This window comes from Pseudomonas sp. DVZ6 (genome assembly GCF_024259445.1).
Taxonomy (GTDB): Bacteria; Pseudomonadota; Gammaproteobacteria; order Pseudomonadales; family Pseudomonadaceae; genus Aquipseudomonas; species Aquipseudomonas peradeniyensis.
In genome coordinates this window covers 110,186-125,748 of sequence record NZ_JANCLM010000014.1, presented here as the reverse complement: position 1 = coordinate 125,748, position 15,563 = coordinate 110,186, and the positions used below count along the sequence as shown (strand labels likewise).

Sequence of the window (15,563 nt, the reverse complement as noted above, 5' to 3'; positions counted from 1 at the left end):
CCCCCCCCCCCCCCCCCCCCCCCCCCACGCTGGAACCCTGTTCCCTGCGCGACAGCGCAGCCAGGAAGGGCTGCGTAATCTCCTACAGGGGTGTGGGTATGGATCAGCCCAGCGCCTTCTCGATCGCCTGCACCACGGTCGGATCGTCCGGCGCGGTACGCGGGGCAAAACGCGCCAGCACCCGACCATCCTTGCCAACCAGGAACTTCTCGAAGTTCCAGGTGATATCGCCGGGGAACTCGGCGCCCTCGCCCGCCAGCAGGCGGTACAGCGAATGACGCTGCGGGCCGTTGACCTCGAGCTTGGCGCCCAGCGGGAAGCTCACCCCATAGTTGAGGCTGCAGAATTCCTGGATTTCCTTCTCGCTGCCAGGTTCCTGGCCGGCGAACTGGTTGCACGGCAGGCCCAGCACATTGAAGCCCTTGTCCCGGTAATCCTGATACAGGTTCTCCAGGGCCTTGTACTGCGGCGTCAGCCCGCACTTGGAGGCGACATTGACCACCAGCACCACCTGGCCCTTGAACGGGGCCAGCGGCAGGTCCTCACCGTTCAACGCCTTCAACGTCAGGTCGTGAAATGCACTCATGATGAAATCCCCTCTCAGGTTCCCGATTGCCGCTGGGGCGAATCCCGCCCACTAAAAAGGCGCGCGGCCAAACCGTCCACCCTCCTGAGGAGGGCAAGTCCGGCTTGCCCGAGCGCCTGGCGACTCTCTGAGCTTAGCGCAGAAAATCAGTGGTGATGGCCACCTTCACCGTGGATGTGACGGTGAGCGATTTCTTCTTCGCTGGCGTCACGCACGTCGACAACCTTGACCTTGAAGTTCAGGCGCTGACCAGCCAGCGGGTGGTTGCCGTCGACGGTCACGTCGTCGCCGTCGATGTCGCGAATGGTGACGATCTGCATCTGGCCGTCCGGCGCCGAGGCGTGGAACTGCATGCCGACTTCCAGTTGGTCGACGCCTTCGAACATGCTGCGGTTCAGGGTGCTGACCAGTTCGGCCGAGTACTCGCCGTAGGCTTCTTCCGGTTCGATGGCAACGGTCAGCTCGTCACCGGCCTGCTTGCCTTCCAGGGCTTTTTCCAGGCCCGGGATGATGTTGGCGGCACCGTGCAGGTAGACCAGCGGCGCACCACCGGCGGAGCTGTCGATGACCTCACCAGCGTCGTTGGTGAGGGTATAGTCGATGGAGACAGCCTTGTTGGCGGCGATCAGCATGGGGCAAGACCTTTTGCAAAAGAATGTAGAACGGACAAGTGTAACCAACGCATCGACCGATTGCGAACGCGACTCGGACCAAGGGCCGCCCATCAGTCGGATCACCGGCTTTCGCCTCGACGAGGAGGGCCACTGGGTGGTCGAGCTGTCCTGCGGCCACACCCAGCACCTGCGCCACCAGCCGCCGTGGCAGGCGCGGCCCTGGGTGCTCGACGCCGACGAACGCGCCCGACGCATCGGCCAGGTATTCGCCTGTGGCTGGTGCGCACAAGGGGCGGTTAGCGATACCCTTGGCCGCTGAATTCCTTGCACCGCTTATTTCGAGAAGCACGCATGCAGACATTTTTCATCGCGCCGACCGACTTCGGTGTCGGCCTGACCTCCATCAGCCTGGGCCTGGTGCGCACCCTGGAGCGCGCGGGGCTCAAGGTCGGCTTCTTCAAGCCGATCGCCCAGCCGCACCCCGGCGACACCGGCCCGGAGCGTTCCAGCGAACTGGTCGCCCGCACCCACGGCATCAAGCCGCCCACGCCCCTGAGCCTGGGGCATGTCGAGCGCATGCTCGGTGACGGCCAACTCGATGAACTGCTCGAGGAGATCATCCGCCTCTACCAGCAGGCGTGCGTCGGCAAGGACGTGGTGGTGGTCGAGGGCATGGTGCCGACCCGCCACGCCAGCTATGCCGCCCGGGTCAACCTGCACCTGGCCAAGAGCCTCGACGCCGAGGTGATCCTGGTGTCGGCGCCGGAGAACGAGGTACTGAGCGAGCTGTCCGGCCGCGTCGAGCTGCAGGCCCAGTTGTTCGGCGGCCCGCGGGACCCAAAGGTGCTCGGTGTGATTCTCAACAAAGTGCGCACCGACGAAAGCATGGCCGACTTCGCCACGCGCCTGCGCGAGCATTCGCCGCTGCTGCGTGGCAACGACTTCCGCCTGCTCGGCTGCATCCCCTACCAGGCCGAGCTCAACGCCCCGCGAACCCGCGACGTGGCCGAGCTGCTCGGTGCCCAGGTGCTCAACGCCGGCGACTACGACCAGCGGCGCATGAGCAAGATCATCATCTGTGCCCGCACCGTGGCCAACACCGTGCCGCTGCTGACCTCCGGCACCCTGGTGGTGACGCCGGGCGACCGCGACGACATCATCCTCGCCGTGTGCATGGCCGCGATCAACGGCGTGCCCCTGGCAGGCCTGCTGCTGACCAGCGACAGCAAGCCCGACCCGCGCATCCTCGAACTGTGCCGCGGCGCCCTGCAGGCCGGCCTGCCGATCCTGTCGGTGAGCACCGGCTCCTACGACACCGCCAACCAGCTCAACTCGCTGAACCGCGAGATCCCGGTGGACGACCGCGAGCGCGCCGAGTTCATCACCGACTTCGTCGCCGGCCAGTTGGACGCCGCCTGGCTGCACCAGCGTTGCGGCACGCCACGGGAACTGCGCCTGTCGCCGGCGGTGTTCCGCTACCAGCTGATCCAGCGCGCCCAGCAGGCCAACAAGCGCATCGTCCTGCCCGAGGGCGCCGAGCCCCTGCTGGTGCAGGCCGCCGCCCTGTGCCAGGCCCGTGGCATTGCCCGTTGCGTGCTGCTGGCCAAGCCCGAGGACGTGCAGGCCGTGGCCCGCGCCCAGGGCATCAGCCTGCCGCCGGACCTGGAAGTGCTCGACCCCGAGCTGATCCGTGGCCGCTATGTCGAACCCATGGTCGAGCTGCGCAAGAGCAAGAACCTCAACGCGCCGATGGCCGAACAGCAACTGGAAGACCCGGTGGTGATCGGCACCATGATGCTCGCCCTCGGCGAGGTGGACGGCCTGGTCTCCGGCCTGGTGCACTCCACCGCCAACACCATCCGCCCGGCCTTGCAGCTGATCAAGACCGCGCCAGGCAGCAGCCTGGTGTCGTCGGTGTTCTTCATGCTGTTCCCCGACCAGGTGCTGGTCTACGGCGACTGCGTGATGAACCCGCACCCCAGTGCCGCGGAGCTCGCCGAAATCGCCCGGCAGAGCGCCGAGTCCGCCGAGTCGTTCGGCATCGCGCCACGGGTGGCGATGCTCAGCTATTCCAGCGATTCGGCGGCCAGCGACGAGGAAGTGGAAAAGGTGCGCGAGGCCACGCGCCTGGCGCAACAGGCCGAGCACGACCTGGTGATCGACGGGCCGTTGCAGTACGACGCCGCTGCCAACCCCGAGATCGCCCGGCAACTGGCGCCGTCGAGCCCGGTGGCCGGACGCGCCACGGTGTTCGTGTTCCCCGACCTGAACACCGGCAACACCACCCACAAGGCGGTACAGCGCAGCGCCGACTGCGTCAGCCTCGGGCCGATGCTGCAGGGGCTGCGCAAACCGGTCAACGACCTGCCCCGTGGGGCGCAGGTGGACGATATCGTGCATACCATCGCGTTGACGGCGATCCAGGCCAGTACCGAGCGCTGAAAACAGATGGGGCCGCTACGCGCCCCTTCGCGGGTAAACCCGCTCCCACAGGTATCGCGCAAGGCCAAAGTCATGCACAAACCCTGTGGGAGCGGGTTTACCCGCGAAGGGCCGCGAAGCAGCCCCATCAGTTCAGAACTATAACTTACGGATACTGCTGCACAGTCCCCTGCTGGTCATACTGCTGACCCGGGATCGGCTTCAGGTTGACCTCGACCCGGCGGTTCTGCGCACGGCCATTGGCGTCGGCGTTGCTGGCGATCGGCTGGTCCGGCCCCATGCCACGCACGCTGACCCGCGACGAGTCCACGCCCTGGGAAGTCAGGTAGGTGCTGACCGCCTGGGCACGGCGCTGCGACAGGTCCATGTTGTGCTGGCGGCTGCCGGTGCTGTCGGTGAAGCCCACCACCTCGATGGTGTTCTGGTTGAACTGCTTGAACGAGTTGGCCAGGTTGTTCAGCGGCGAGTAGAAGCTCGGGGAAATGTTCGCCGAATCGGTGGCGAAGGTGATGTTGCCCGGCATGATCAGCTTGATCTGGTCGCCCTGGCGCTGCACCTCGACGCCGGTGTTGGCCATCTTGGCCCGCAGCTCGGCTTCCTGCTTGTCGGCGTAGTAGCCGTAGCCGGCGGCGGCGGCGCCCACCGCGGCGGCGCCGATCAGCGCGCCCTTGCCGCGGTTGTTGTGATCGATGGCGGCACCGGCGATGGCGCCGGCCAGCGCGCCCAGGCCACCGTACTTGGCGGTCTTGCTCATCCCTGTGGAGCCCTGCGCCTGGCCCTGGTTGTCATACGGGTTGGGGCTGGCACAACCGGACATCAGGGCGGCGGCGGTAGCGACGATAATCAGACGACGCATGGTGAACATGGACAAGCTCCTACTGAAATTCAAAAGTGCAGCGGATCGCCTACGGATCTATGCCAGCCTTGGATTGCAGCGCGGCGGAAAAATTCCATGAAACCTCAGGCGCGCACGAACGGATTCTCGCGCATCTCGTCGCCGAGGCAGGTGTCCGGACCATGACCGGTCACCACGATGGCTTCCTCATCCAGGCGGTACAGCCGTTCCTTGATGGAACGAACGATAGCCCGCTGATCGCCACCCCACAAATCGGTGCGCCCGACACCACGGCGGAACAGGGTATCGCCGGCGATCAGCAGCTTGTGCTCGGCGAACCAGAAACTCATCGAGCCCGGCGTATGCCCTGGGGTGTGCAGCGCCACGCCGCAGCCGCAGGCCAGCTCCTCCTCATCGCTCAGCCAGCGATCCGGCGACGGCACCGGGGTGTAGGGCATGCCGAACATCTGGCACTGCATTTCCAGGTTTTCCCACAGCGGCTGGTCGGCCTTGTGCAGGTGCAGCGTGGCACCGGTCAGCTCCTTGAGCTTGCCCGAGGCGAGGAAATGGTCGAAGTGGGCATGGGTGTGGATGATGCTCACCAGGGTCAGGCCATGGTGCTGCAGGCGGGCGAGGATCTTCTGCTCGTCGCCGCCCGGATCGACGACGATGGCCTTCTTGCTCAGCGGGTCGCCGATCAGGGTGCAGTTGCACTGCAAAGGGCCGACGGGGAAGGTTTCGCGGATAAGGGTGGGTAATGGGTTCATGTCTACCTGGAAACATCACAGATGACGACCGCTCGGAGTCGCCCTGCGCAATAAGACGGAGGTCCTTTCGATGGTATTGAGGAACGATCTTCACCACAAGCGGCCAGTCTGAGCCTCAGCCATACAGCAACCGCTCCGCCAACGTCTGCGCCACCCTTGCCGGCGAGCGTTTCTCCGCCTGGGCATGGGCGAACACCTCGGTCAGCCGCGTGGGAATTCGCGCCAGGTGCGCGGTTATGGTGCCCGCGGCTTCCCCACGATGGGTCAACGCCACATAGATCAACCCGCCCGCATTGATCACGTAGTCAGGTGCATACAGGATCCCCCGATTCTCCAACTGGTCGGCCACCTCCAAGGTGGTCAGCTGGTTGTTCGCCGACCCCGCCACCGCCGCGCAACGCAACTGCATCACACTCTGCCTGTTGAGCACCGGCCCCACGCCACAGGGGGCGAAGATGTCGCACGGGGTGCTGATCAAGGCCTCATGGGCCACCGGTTGGGCACTGAACTGCTCCACCGCCAGGCGCACCTTGCCTGGGTCCAGGTCGCTGACCAGCAACTCGGCGCCCGCCGCATGCAGTTGCTCGGCCAGGGCATAGCCCACGTTGCCCAGGCCCTGCACCGCCACCCGCAGGCCCTCCAGGTTGTCGCTGCCCAGCCGGGCCATGGAGGTGGCGCGGATGCCAGCGAACACGCCCATGGCCGCGTGGGGCGACGGGTCGCCCGAGGCGGTGGTGCTGGTCACGTAGGGGGTAGACTGGGCGATGCAGTCCATGTCGAGGGTCGAGGTGCCGCTGTCCACCGCCGTGATGAAACGCCCCTGGAGGCTGTCGACGAAGCGGCCGAAGGCCTGGAACAGCGCTGCGCGGTTCTCCACGTGCGGATTGCGCACGATCACCGCCTTGCCACCGCCCATCGGCAGCCCGGCCAGGGCCGCCTTGTAGCTCATGCCCTGGGCCAGGCGGATGGCGTCGGTCATGGCGCTCTCGTCGTCGGCATAGGGCAGGTAGCGGCAGCCGCCCATGGCCGGTCCCAGCTGTTCGCTGTGAATCACCACCACGGCCTTCAGGCCCGTGGGTGGGTCGATGAACAGGTGCAGTGACTGGGCGCGGGTGCTTTGCATGAGCTCGAACATGGACGGGCTCCCCAACGAGGTGCTCCTACCAGTATAAACAGGTCGAGGCCGGACACCGCACGGGCGGACCACTGGACGAAAAGCCGCGCCAGGGCTACAAGTTAAGCGTGATGGAGAGGTCCCATGAACCCACGCCAAGCCTGCCTGGCCTGCCTGGAACGCGAGCCGGTCGCCCTGCTGGAGGCCACCCTGTGGATCGCCGCCGAGCATGACCGCAACGTCGAGCCCGCGGCCGGCCTGGCCCGGCTACACGAACTGCAACGCGACGTCAGCACCAACCTGCCGATGCTGCCGCTCAACGAGCTGGCCCAGCCCTTGCTGCGCCAGCTCAACGCCCTGGGTTACCAGCAGGACGAGTACCACCCGCTGCGACCGCAGGCGGCCTTGATGGACAAGGTGCTGCAACGCCGTCGCGGCCAGCCGTTGCTGTTGGCCATTCTCGCCCTGGAGCTGGCCCGCCGCCTGTCGATTCCCTTGGAAGGCGTCAATTTCCCCGGCCACTTCCTGCTGCGCGTGCCCGGCGCCGATCACCTGCTCGACCCCTGCGGCGGTCGTCGCCTCTACCCCAACGACTGCCGCGAACTGCTCGCCCGCCAGTTCGGCCCGCAGATGCCGCTGACCGCCGAACACCTGCGCAGCGCCTCGCCGATGCAGATGCTCCAGCGCCTGTCGCGCAACCTGCGCCAGTTGCACAGCAGTAACGACAACGACCTGGCCGCGCTGGTCGATGCCGAACGGGTCATGCAACTGGGTCCGGTGCAGGTCAACGACTACCTGGCCCGCGCCACGCTGTACCAGCATCTGGACTGCCCCCAGGCCGAACGCTTCGACCTGGAACACGCCCTGCTGCTGACCGACGACCCGCTGCAACGCCTGAAACTCAGCGAACGCATCGGCCAACTGCCCAGCGGCAAGCGCTCAATCCACTAGCGCTTCAGCCTTGGGCGCCACTTCACGTGGCCGTGGCGCCCGCACCTGGCTGACCAGCAGCGCCCCAAGCAATGCCGGGATGGCGCAGAAGAAGAAGATCTGCTCCACCGGCATGTGCAGGGTCAGCAGCAAGCTACCGATAAGCGGTCCAAGGATCGAGCCGAAGCGCCCGACGCCCAGGGCCCAGCCGGTGCCTGTGGCGCGCACCTGGGCCGGGTAGAAGTTGCTGACGAAGGCATTGAGCGTCAGCTGGCCACCGATGATGCAGAAGCCTGCGGCGAACACGCTGGGCACCAGCCAGCGCGGGTCGTCGTGGTTGAGGCCGACCAGCACGCTGAAAACTGCCGCCCCCAGCAATACGCCGGCCAACAGGTGGGCCTTGTTCTTCATTCGGTCGGCGCACCAGGCCAGGCACACCGCGCCGAATGTGCCGGCGAACAGGAACAGCGAAGTGACCAGGTTGGCCTGGTTCAGCGCCAGGCCGCTTTCCTGCAGCAGCGACGGCAGCCAGCTGATCATGAAATACAGCAGGATCAGGCTGACGAAGAAGGTGCCCCACAGCAGCAAGGTCGGCCGGGCGAAACCGTCGCGGAACAACGCGACCATGGTGAGCTTGCTGTCCGCTGGCTCATCGCTGGCGACCTGTGCCGCCGGCACCTGCCAGCCCGGCAGCAGGCGGGTGGCAATCCTTTGCAACCGGGCATACGGCGGCGCATCGCGCAGCAGGCGCGGCAGCGACTCGGGCAGGTACAAGGCCAGGAACGGGAACAACAGCAGCGGCGCCACGCCACCGGCGAGAAACACCGCCTGCCAGCCGTAATGGTCGATGAAGCCCGCAGCGACGAAACCACCCGCCGCTCCGCCCAGGGAAAAGCCGCAGGCCGCCAGGGTCACCATCAGGGTGCGCAGTCGAGGCGGCGCGTAGTCGGCCATCAGCGCCATGGCGCTGGGCATGGCGCCGCCCATGCCGATGCCGCAGAGAAAACGCGCCAGCATCAGGCTGTCGAGCGAGGTGGCAAACACCATCAGCACCGTCAGGCTGGCGTACAGCAGCACGCAGCACAGCAGCACCCGACGCACGCCGAAGCGGTCGGCCAGTGGCGTAACCGCCAGCGAGCCGACCGTCAGGCCCAGCAGGTTGGCGCTGAACACCGGCCCGAAGGCGGCCTTTTCCAGGCCCCAGTCCTGGGCCAGCGCGGGAATCACATAGCCCAGCACCTGGGCGTCATAACCATCGGTGACCAACAGCAGGATCAACAGCAGCAGCAGGCGCCATTGGTAGGGTGACACCGGGCGCGCGTCGAGCGCCGCGTGAAAGCTGGCTATCTGGTTATGCATCGCAAGGTACCTGTCTTTTATTGTTATGCCATGGGATCGCGATGGTCGTTGCAGGAGCTAGCTCCTGCGGGCTGAAGCAGTACCTGTGGGAGCGGGTTTACCCGCGAAAGCGTCGGTGGCCTCACCCTTGCATTCGCGGGTAAACCCGCTCCCACAGTGCCCCTGCCAACACAATGAGTTTGTGGTCAGTCGGGGGTGTCGGGCTGCCTCGCCGGGTGGGCCTGGTGGAAGGCCGGGTGCTGCTCGGCCAGGGCGGCCACCCGGCGAATGCGCGGGTAGCCACCAAGGTCGATGTTGAAGCGCTCGGCCGCGTACAGCTGCGGGATCAGGTAGACGTCGGCCAGGCCCGGCGTCGCCCCGAAGCAGAAGCCCTCATCGCCGATCAATTGCTCGACCGCCGCCAGCCCCTGGCTGATCCAGTGGCCGATCCACTGGTTGACCTGGGCCTCTTCGTGCCCCAACTGACGTAACTGGTTGAGCACGCTGACGTTGTGCAATGGGTGGATATCGCAACCGATGATCGCCGCCACGCCGCGCACCCTGGCCCGGGCTTCAGGTCCACGGGGCAGCAGTGGCGTTTCGGGGAAGGCTTCCTCCAGGTACTCGATGATCGCCGGCGACTGCACCAGCAGCTCGCCGCTCTCCAGGCGCAGGGCCGGCACCCGGCCCTGGGGGTTGAGCGCCAGATAGTCCGCGCCGCGCTGCTCGCCCTTGAGCAGGTTCACAGGCAAGGCCTGGTAATCCAGGCCCTTGAGCGCCAGGGCAATGCGTACCCGAAACGACGAGGTGGAGCGGTAGTAGGTGAACAGTTCCATCGCCCTGCCCCTCAGTTGGCCGCGACGATGGTGCCGCGGCACTCGCCGAAGCCGATGCTGGCCACGCCCTCGCGCACGCAACGGGCGCGCAGGATGATCTCGTCGCCGTCCTCGAGGAACTTGCGCACCTCGCCACTGGCCAGTTCCACCGGGTGCTTGCCGCCTTCGGTGATCTCCAGCAGGCTGCCGAACGACCCCGGCGCGGCGCCCGACAGGGTGCCCGAGCCGAACAGGTCGCCCGGTTGCAGCTGGCAGCCGTTGACGCTGTGGTGGGCGACCATCTGCGCCACGGTCCAGTACATGCTGCGGGTGCTGCTCAGGGTCAGGCGATGAGCCGGCAGGTTCTGCTCGCGCATGCGCTCGGTCAGCAGCAGCACTTCCAGCTCGATGTCGAAGGCGCCGGCGGCCTGGTCGCGCTTGTCCAGCAGGTACGACAGCGGCTGCGGGTCACCCTCCGGACGGGCCGGCTGGGCGCAACGGAACGGTTCCAGGGCCTCGGCGGTGACGACCCATGGCGACACCGTGGTGATGAAGCTCTTGGACAGGAACGGGCCCAGCGGCTGGTATTCCCAGGCCTGGATGTCCCGCGCCGACCAGTCGTTGAGCAGGCAGAAGCCGGCCACGTGCTCGGCGGCATCGCCCACCGGGATTGGCTGGCCCATGTCATTGCCTTGGCCGATCCAGATGCCCAGTTCCAGCTCGTAGTCCAGGCGCGCGCAAGGGCCGAAGCTCGGCTCGGTCTGGCCCGCCGGCAGGGTCTGGCCCTTGGGACGGCGCACATCGGCGCCGGAGGCACGGATGGTCGAGGCGCGGCCGTGGTAGCCGATCGGCACGTGCTTGTAGTTGGGCAGCAGCGGGTTGTCCGGGCGGAACAGCTTGCCAACGTTCTTGGCGTGCTCGATGCCGACATAGAAGTCGGTGTAGTCACCGATCTTCGCCGGCAGGTGCAGCTGGCATTCGCTGGCCGGGTACAGCGCGGCCTTCAGCGCAGCCTGGTGCTCGCTGCCCTCGCCCAGCAGTACCAGCAGGCGCTCGCGCAGGGCCACGCGGGCCGCCCGGCCGAGGGCGAAGAAAGCGTTCAGCGCGCCGCCGACGGTGGCTTCGACGGCGGCCTTGGCCGCACCGTCGAACAGGCCGGCGGCCAGCACGACCTCGAGGTCGAGGATCGCGTCGCCGATGGCCACGCCGCAACGTGGCGCCTGCCCTGGGCGGCTGAAGATGCCCAGGGGCAGGTTCTGCAGCGGGAAGTCGCGGTGCCCGTTGGCGTGCTCGACCCAGCTGCGGGCAATGGCGTTGTGGTTCATCGGTTATCTCCGGTTCGGGTTGAAGGTGCTCGGCAAGGTGGCCCAGCAACTATCGTAGTCGGCCTGCAACTGCGGGCTTTCGAGGGCCTGGCGGCTCGGACGCAGCACCTGGCTGGTCTCGAACATGAAGGCCATGGTGTTGTCGATCTTGTGCGGCGCCAGGTCCACCGAGATGGCCTTGTCGCAGGTCTCGGCGTCCGGGCCGTGGGCACTCATCACCCCGTGCAGCGAGGCGCCGCCGGGCAGGAAGCCTTCGGCCTTGGCATCGTAGGCGCCGTGGATCAGGCCCATGAACTCGTTCATCAGGTTGCGGTGGAACCATGGTGGACGGAAGGTGTTCTCGGCCACCATCCAGCGCGGCGGGAAGATCACGAAGTCCATGTTGGCCATGCCATGCACGCTGGTGGGCGAGGTCAGCACGGTGAAGATCGACGGATCGGGGTGGTCGAAACTGACCGTGCCGATGGTGTTGAAGCGGCGCAGGTCGTACTTGTACGGCACGTTGCTGCCGTGCCAGGCAACCACGTCCAGCGGCGAATGCTGCAGCTCGCAGGCCCAGTGTTCGCCGAGGAACTTCTGCACCAGCTGCACCGGGCCGGTGCTTTCTTCGTAATGGGCGACCGGGGTGAGGAAGTCACGCGGGTTGGCCAGGCCGTTGCTGCCGATCGGGCCGAGGTCCGGAATGCGCAGCGGCGCACCGTGGTTCTCGGCGATGTAGCCACGGGCCTGGGCATCGAGCAGTTCGACCCGGAACTTCATGCCCCGTGGGATCACCGCGATCTCCAGCGGCTCGACCACGAGCACGCCCAGCTCGGTGGCGATGCGCAGGCGGCCTTGCTCGGGCACCAGCAGCAGCTCGCCGTCGGCATTGAAGAACACCCGCTCCATGGAACGGTTGGCGCGGTAGATGTAGATGCTCACGCCAGCCGGCTTTTCCGATGCCGAGTTGGCCACCATGGGCACCCAACCGTCAATGAAGTCGGTCGGTTCGGACGGGATCGGCTGGGGGCTCCAACGCAGGCGATTGGGGTTGATGGCGCCCAGCGCGCCGGTCAGCGGCTGGCGCTCCAGACGCTCGAAACGCGGGTGCAGCGCCGACGGGCGAATGCGGTACAGCCAGGTACGGCGCAGTTCGCTGCGGGTCATGGTGAAGGCAGTGCCCGACAGCAGCTCGGCGTACAGCCCATAGGGCGCCTTCTGCGGCGAGTTCTGCCCGACCGGCAGGGCGCCGGGCAAGGCTTCGCTGGCGAATTCGTTGCCGAAGCCGCTCAGGTACTCGAGTTCAGGGGAAGTGTCGCGGGTCATCGGTGCCTCCGGGCTGCTGGGAGCCGTTGCGGGCAGCTGGCTGCGGGCCCGATCCTGAAACCGGCACCAAGGGCGGCAGCGCGTCTGCATTGTTTTTATCGTAATCAGATTACGAATAACGTAATTTGCCCGCGCGCAGGCGTCAAGCTATAAAGGCGCCACTCCATGAAATCTGCATAGAAGCCCCCCATGGCCAAAGCCAGCAGCAGTGCCGACAACGGCAAACAGAAGGTCCGCTCGGCGGAAGTCGGCACCGACATCCTCAAGGCCCTGGCCGAACTCTCCCCCTCCACCTCGCTGTCACGCCTGGCCGAGCATGTCGAGATGCCTGCGAGCAAGGTGCACCGCTACCTGCAGGCACTGATCGCCAGCGGCTTCGCCGAGCAGGACCCGGCCACCAACCACTACGGGCTCGGGCGCGAGGCGTTGCGGGTGGGCATGGCGGCCCTGGGCAGCATCGATGTGCTGAAGGTCGCGGCGCTGCCGCTGTCGCAGCTGCGCGACGAGCTCAACGAAAGCTGCTTCATCGCCGTGTGGGGCAACCAGGGCGCGACCGTGGTGAGCATCGAGCCAGCGGTGCGGGCGGTGACGGTGGTGACCCAGATCGGCTCGGTGCTGCCGTTGCTGAGCTCGTCCACCGGGCTGGTGTTCGCTGCCCATCTGCCCGAACGGGAGACCGTGGAGCTGCGCGACCAGGAGCTGGCCACGCTCGGCCAGAAGGCGGACGACTATGCGCCCCTGCTGGAGCAGATCCGCCAGCGCGGCCTGCACCATGTGCACGGGTTGCTGATGCCGGGGGTGGATGCGCTGTCCGCGCCGGTGTTCAACGCCATGGGCCAGGTCGCCGCGGTGATGACCGTGGTCGGGCCGACCTCGATCTTCCATGCCGACGAGCACGGCCCGGCCGCCCGACGCCTGCTCGCCGCCACCCAGGCCACCAGTTGGCGGATGGGATACGGCGCGGATCAGTGAAAGGGCTTACAAAGCATTACGGATTTTCACTGCACAGGCTGGCTATAGTCCGCCTTGCACTTTTACCCGAAACGTAAAGGTGAATGTCATAAGCGGCTATTTTTCCCGCGGGTTCAAGCGCTTATTCTGATCTCACTGGCCGGCACGAAGGGCTCTCCCCCCCGCCTTTCGCGCCCGCTCAGGTTCACCGACGTTGATTTTGAAGCTCCTTGATCTAACGTCTCGATTGGCCGCTGCGATTGCAGCGGCCTTTTTTATTTGTGCAAGAATCGCTTGGCAAAATCTGGTGGGAATGGGCTGGTTGAGAGCGGGCTTGGTACGGGCTGCGTGCGAGCGGGGGCTGCGTACGAGCGGGTATGCGAGCGAGGCTGCATGGGAGCGGGCTTGCCCCGCGATCACGGGCGAAGCCCGTGCCATGTGGCGCCGTTGCCTGGACCGGCCTCATCGCGGGGCAAGCCCGCTCCCACGCATACCCCGCTCGCATGCCCGCTCACAAGCCTGCTCACATGCCACGCACGCAAACCCGACCATGCCGTGATACGCGCGCCTCAACCCAACGGATGCTTTTGCAGGTTCGCCATCATCTGCTGCAACGCCTGCAGGCTGTCCTGCGGATGCCCGGCACCCTCGAAGTCGCCAATCCGCGCCCAGTTGTCCGCCACCTGCTCGGGCGTGAACCCTTCCCGCGGGTCGAAACCCACGCCCTGGCTGCGCTCCCAGCGCACCTTGCCGACCCAGCCGCCGCCCACCTCGAACAGCTCGCCGCTGTCCTGGCACTGATCGCTGCCCAGGTACACCACCAGCGGGCTGATCAGCTCGGGTTGCAGCCGCTCGAACACCTGCGGCGGGATCAGCCCCTCGGTCATGCGCGTGCCGCCGGTCGGGGCGATGGCGTTGACCAGGATGCCGTGCTTGCGGCCTTCGATGGCCAGGGTGCGGGTCAGCCCGTAAAGGCCGAGCTTGGCCATGCCGTAGTTGGCCTGGCCGAAGTTGCCGTAGATGCCCGAAGTGGACGAGGTGAAGATCACCCGCCCCCAGTTCTGCGCCCGCAGGTGCGGCCAGGCGGCGTGGGTAACCTTGTAGGCGCCCTCGACGTGCACGCGATAGACCAGCTCCCAGTCGCTGTCCTCCATCTTGTGGAAGGTCTTGTCGCGCAGGATGCCGGCGTTGTTGACCAGCACATCGACGCGGCCGTAGGTATCCAGGGCCTGCTCGACGATGCGTGCGCCGTCGGTGACCGAGTCATGGTTGGCGATCGCCGAACCGCCCGCGGCGCGGATCTCCTCCACCACGCGGTCGGCCGCCGTTGCGTTGGCGCCTTCGCCGTGGGTCGACCCGCCCAGGTCGTTGACCACCACCCGCGCGCCGCGCGCGGCGAACAGCAGCGCATGGGCCCGGCCCAGGCCGCCACCGGCCCCCGTGACGATCACCACTCGATCCTGCAGACGTACTGGTTCGCTCATGCTCAAGGCTCCTGGCAATGAAGGGATGCAACGCAGTCTCCGCCAGCCGCCGGGGCCGGGCAATCAAGCGCACCGTGGCGAATGCCGCCCGATAACGCCCGGCGATGATCGCCCGGTCAGGACCAGGCGACCTTCAGCGGCACATAGCTCATCGGTTGCTCACGAAAGGCCAGGTAGTGGCGCAGCACCTGCACCGGCGCCTCGGTGTGCGGGTAATGGCCGATGCCCTGCAGCACCACGGTGTCGGGCTCCGGCACCAGTTCGCGGTAGCGTTCGACCATGTGCGCGCCGGACAAAGGATCCACCGCGCCATTGATGAAGCGCAGCGGCACGCCCGGGCGTTGCAGCGCCGCGACCCAGCGTTCGCGCTGGGCCCTGCGCTCGGGCAGGAAGCTGATAAGCCGGTGCAGGATGCGTGGGCCGCGGTTGGAGGCGATCAGGCTCCAGTAGTCGTCCAGGGCGCTTTCGCTGGGGTGGGTGCAGGGGCCGTAGACCTGGGTGACGTTGCGCACCAGGTCGTCGCGCCCGAACGAGCGCCCGACCAGCCAGCCCAGGCGGCTGAGCAGCAGCTTTTGCACCAGCAGCACGCGGCAACTCTCGGGGAACAGCCCACTGTTGAGGAACACGCAACTGGCCACCTCCAGCCGCTGTTCATGGTGCCTGGCCAGCAGCTCCTGGGCGACACTGCCGCCGTAGTCATGGGCCAGCAGGTGCACCGGCTGGTCGATGTGCAGGTGCGCCAGCAACGCCTGCTGCAGGTCGGCCTGCTCGAGCAGGCTGTAGTCGTGGTCCGCGGGCTTGGCCGAGTCGCCGAAGCCGAGCATGTCGCAGGCCACCACGCGAAAACGCTGGGTCAGGGGTGCCCACAGGTAGTGCCAATCCCAGCTGGCCGTGGGGAAACCGTGAAGCAATAGCAGGGGCTCTCCTTGCCCTGCCGTCCAGTAGCGGATGCTCTGGCCCCGGAAGGTGAAACCCTGGCTCCGGGTGCGCCAGACGCACAATGGAATCTCGGCCAGTGGCATCACGGTCGTCCCGGTGGATAAGTGTCGGAAGAGGG

Annotated in this window: 15 protein-coding genes; 4 read left to right on the top strand and 11 right to left on the bottom strand. The window is 66.7% G+C overall.

The genetic code is table 11. The features are described from left to right. Window positions 1-103: 103 nt before the first annotated feature. The gene (locus tag NMG10_RS10720) at window positions 104-586 is read right to left on the bottom strand and encodes a glutathione peroxidase (RefSeq protein ID WP_203650605.1); all 483 of its coding nucleotides are present in this window, start codon (window positions 584-586) and stop codon (window positions 104-106) included. 146 nt (window positions 587-732) lie between these two features. Beyond that, window positions 733-1,218: a peptidylprolyl isomerase gene (locus NMG10_RS10715; RefSeq protein WP_050706853.1), complete on the bottom strand. Its 486-nt coding sequence runs from the start codon at window positions 1,216-1,218 to the stop codon at window positions 733-735. Between NMG10_RS10715 and NMG10_RS10710 the strand changes: the two genes are divergently transcribed. Together NMG10_RS10710 and pta are read left to right on the top strand one after the other, a co-directional pair. Beyond that, window positions 1,217-1,519, top strand: a complete 303-nt coding sequence (locus tag NMG10_RS10710) for a DUF3565 domain-containing protein (RefSeq protein ID WP_232855704.1) — start codon at window positions 1,217-1,219, stop codon at window positions 1,517-1,519. The two genes, NMG10_RS10715 and NMG10_RS10710, sit on opposite strands and share 2 nt — an antisense overlap. 32 nt (window positions 1,520-1,551) lie before the next feature. Next, the gene (pta, locus tag NMG10_RS10705) at window positions 1,552-3,642 is read left to right on the top strand and encodes a phosphate acetyltransferase (RefSeq protein ID WP_203650604.1); all 2,091 of its coding nucleotides are present in this window, start codon (window positions 1,552-1,554) and stop codon (window positions 3,640-3,642) included. Window positions 3,643-3,787: 145 nt separating this feature from the next. Here pta and NMG10_RS10700 read toward each other — a convergent pair whose 3' ends face one another. From NMG10_RS10700 to NMG10_RS10690, 3 genes are all read right to left on the bottom strand, one after another. Continuing rightward, the gene (locus tag NMG10_RS10700) at window positions 3,788-4,507 is read right to left on the bottom strand and encodes an OmpA family protein (protein WP_028689530.1); all 720 of its coding nucleotides are present in this window, start codon (window positions 4,505-4,507) and stop codon (window positions 3,788-3,790) included. A 95-nt stretch (window positions 4,508-4,602) separates the two neighbouring features. Further along, window positions 4,603-5,244, bottom strand: a complete 642-nt coding sequence (locus NMG10_RS10695) for an MBL fold metallo-hydrolase (protein ID WP_232855705.1) — start codon at window positions 5,242-5,244, stop codon at window positions 4,603-4,605. Window positions 5,245-5,359: 115 nt separating this feature from the next. Continuing rightward, window positions 5,360-6,379, bottom strand: a complete 1,020-nt coding sequence (locus NMG10_RS10690; RefSeq protein WP_254464320.1) for a Glu/Leu/Phe/Val dehydrogenase dimerization domain-containing protein — start codon at window positions 6,377-6,379, stop codon at window positions 5,360-5,362. Between the two features lie 123 nt (window positions 6,380-6,502). On the opposite strand from NMG10_RS10690, the gene NMG10_RS10685 reads away from it, so the two are divergent. Continuing rightward, window positions 6,503-7,309, top strand: a complete 807-nt coding sequence (locus NMG10_RS10685) for a SirB1 family protein (protein WP_203650600.1) — start codon at window positions 6,503-6,505, stop codon at window positions 7,307-7,309. Here the strand turns inward: NMG10_RS10685 and NMG10_RS10680 are convergent. The 4 genes from NMG10_RS10680 to hmgA form a co-directional block, all read right to left on the bottom strand. Then, entirely contained in the window at window positions 7,298-8,647 is a 1,350-nt protein-coding gene (locus tag NMG10_RS10680; protein ID WP_254464319.1) for an aromatic acid/H+ symport family MFS transporter, read from the bottom strand. The genes NMG10_RS10685 and NMG10_RS10680 overlap by 12 nt on opposite strands. A 185-nt stretch (window positions 8,648-8,832) precedes the next feature. Continuing rightward, on the bottom strand, window positions 8,833-9,462 hold the full coding sequence (maiA, locus tag NMG10_RS10675) for a maleylacetoacetate isomerase (protein WP_254464318.1): 630 nt from the start codon (window positions 9,460-9,462) through the stop codon (window positions 8,833-8,835). Window positions 9,463-9,473: 11 nt separating this feature from the next. Further along, a complete protein-coding gene (gene fahA, locus NMG10_RS10670) occupies window positions 9,474-10,766 on the bottom strand; it encodes a fumarylacetoacetase (protein WP_254464317.1) in 1,293 nt (430 codons plus the stop codon). A 3-nt stretch (window positions 10,767-10,769) separates the two neighbouring features. After that, window positions 10,770-12,071 (bottom strand): homogentisate 1,2-dioxygenase, encoded by a 1,302-nt coding sequence (gene hmgA, locus NMG10_RS10665; protein WP_203650594.1) that lies wholly within the window; start codon window positions 12,069-12,071, stop codon window positions 10,770-10,772. Window positions 12,072-12,260: 189 nt separating this feature from the next. On the opposite strand from hmgA, the gene NMG10_RS10660 reads away from it, so the two are divergent. Then, window positions 12,261-13,043: an IclR family transcriptional regulator gene (locus tag NMG10_RS10660; protein ID WP_232855712.1), complete on the top strand. Its 783-nt coding sequence runs from the start codon at window positions 12,261-12,263 to the stop codon at window positions 13,041-13,043. Between the two features lie 548 nt (window positions 13,044-13,591). Here the strand turns inward: NMG10_RS10660 and NMG10_RS10655 are convergent. Then, window positions 13,592-14,506 carry an SDR family oxidoreductase gene (locus NMG10_RS10655; RefSeq protein ID WP_254464316.1) on the bottom strand — a complete coding sequence of 305 codons (915 nt, stop codon included), beginning with the start codon at window positions 14,504-14,506 and terminating at the stop codon, window positions 13,592-13,594. Between the two features lie 116 nt (window positions 14,507-14,622). Next, on the bottom strand, window positions 14,623-15,528 hold the full coding sequence (locus NMG10_RS10650) for an alpha/beta fold hydrolase (RefSeq protein WP_110736894.1): 906 nt from the start codon (window positions 15,526-15,528) through the stop codon (window positions 14,623-14,625). Window positions 15,529-15,563 lie beyond the last annotated feature (35 nt).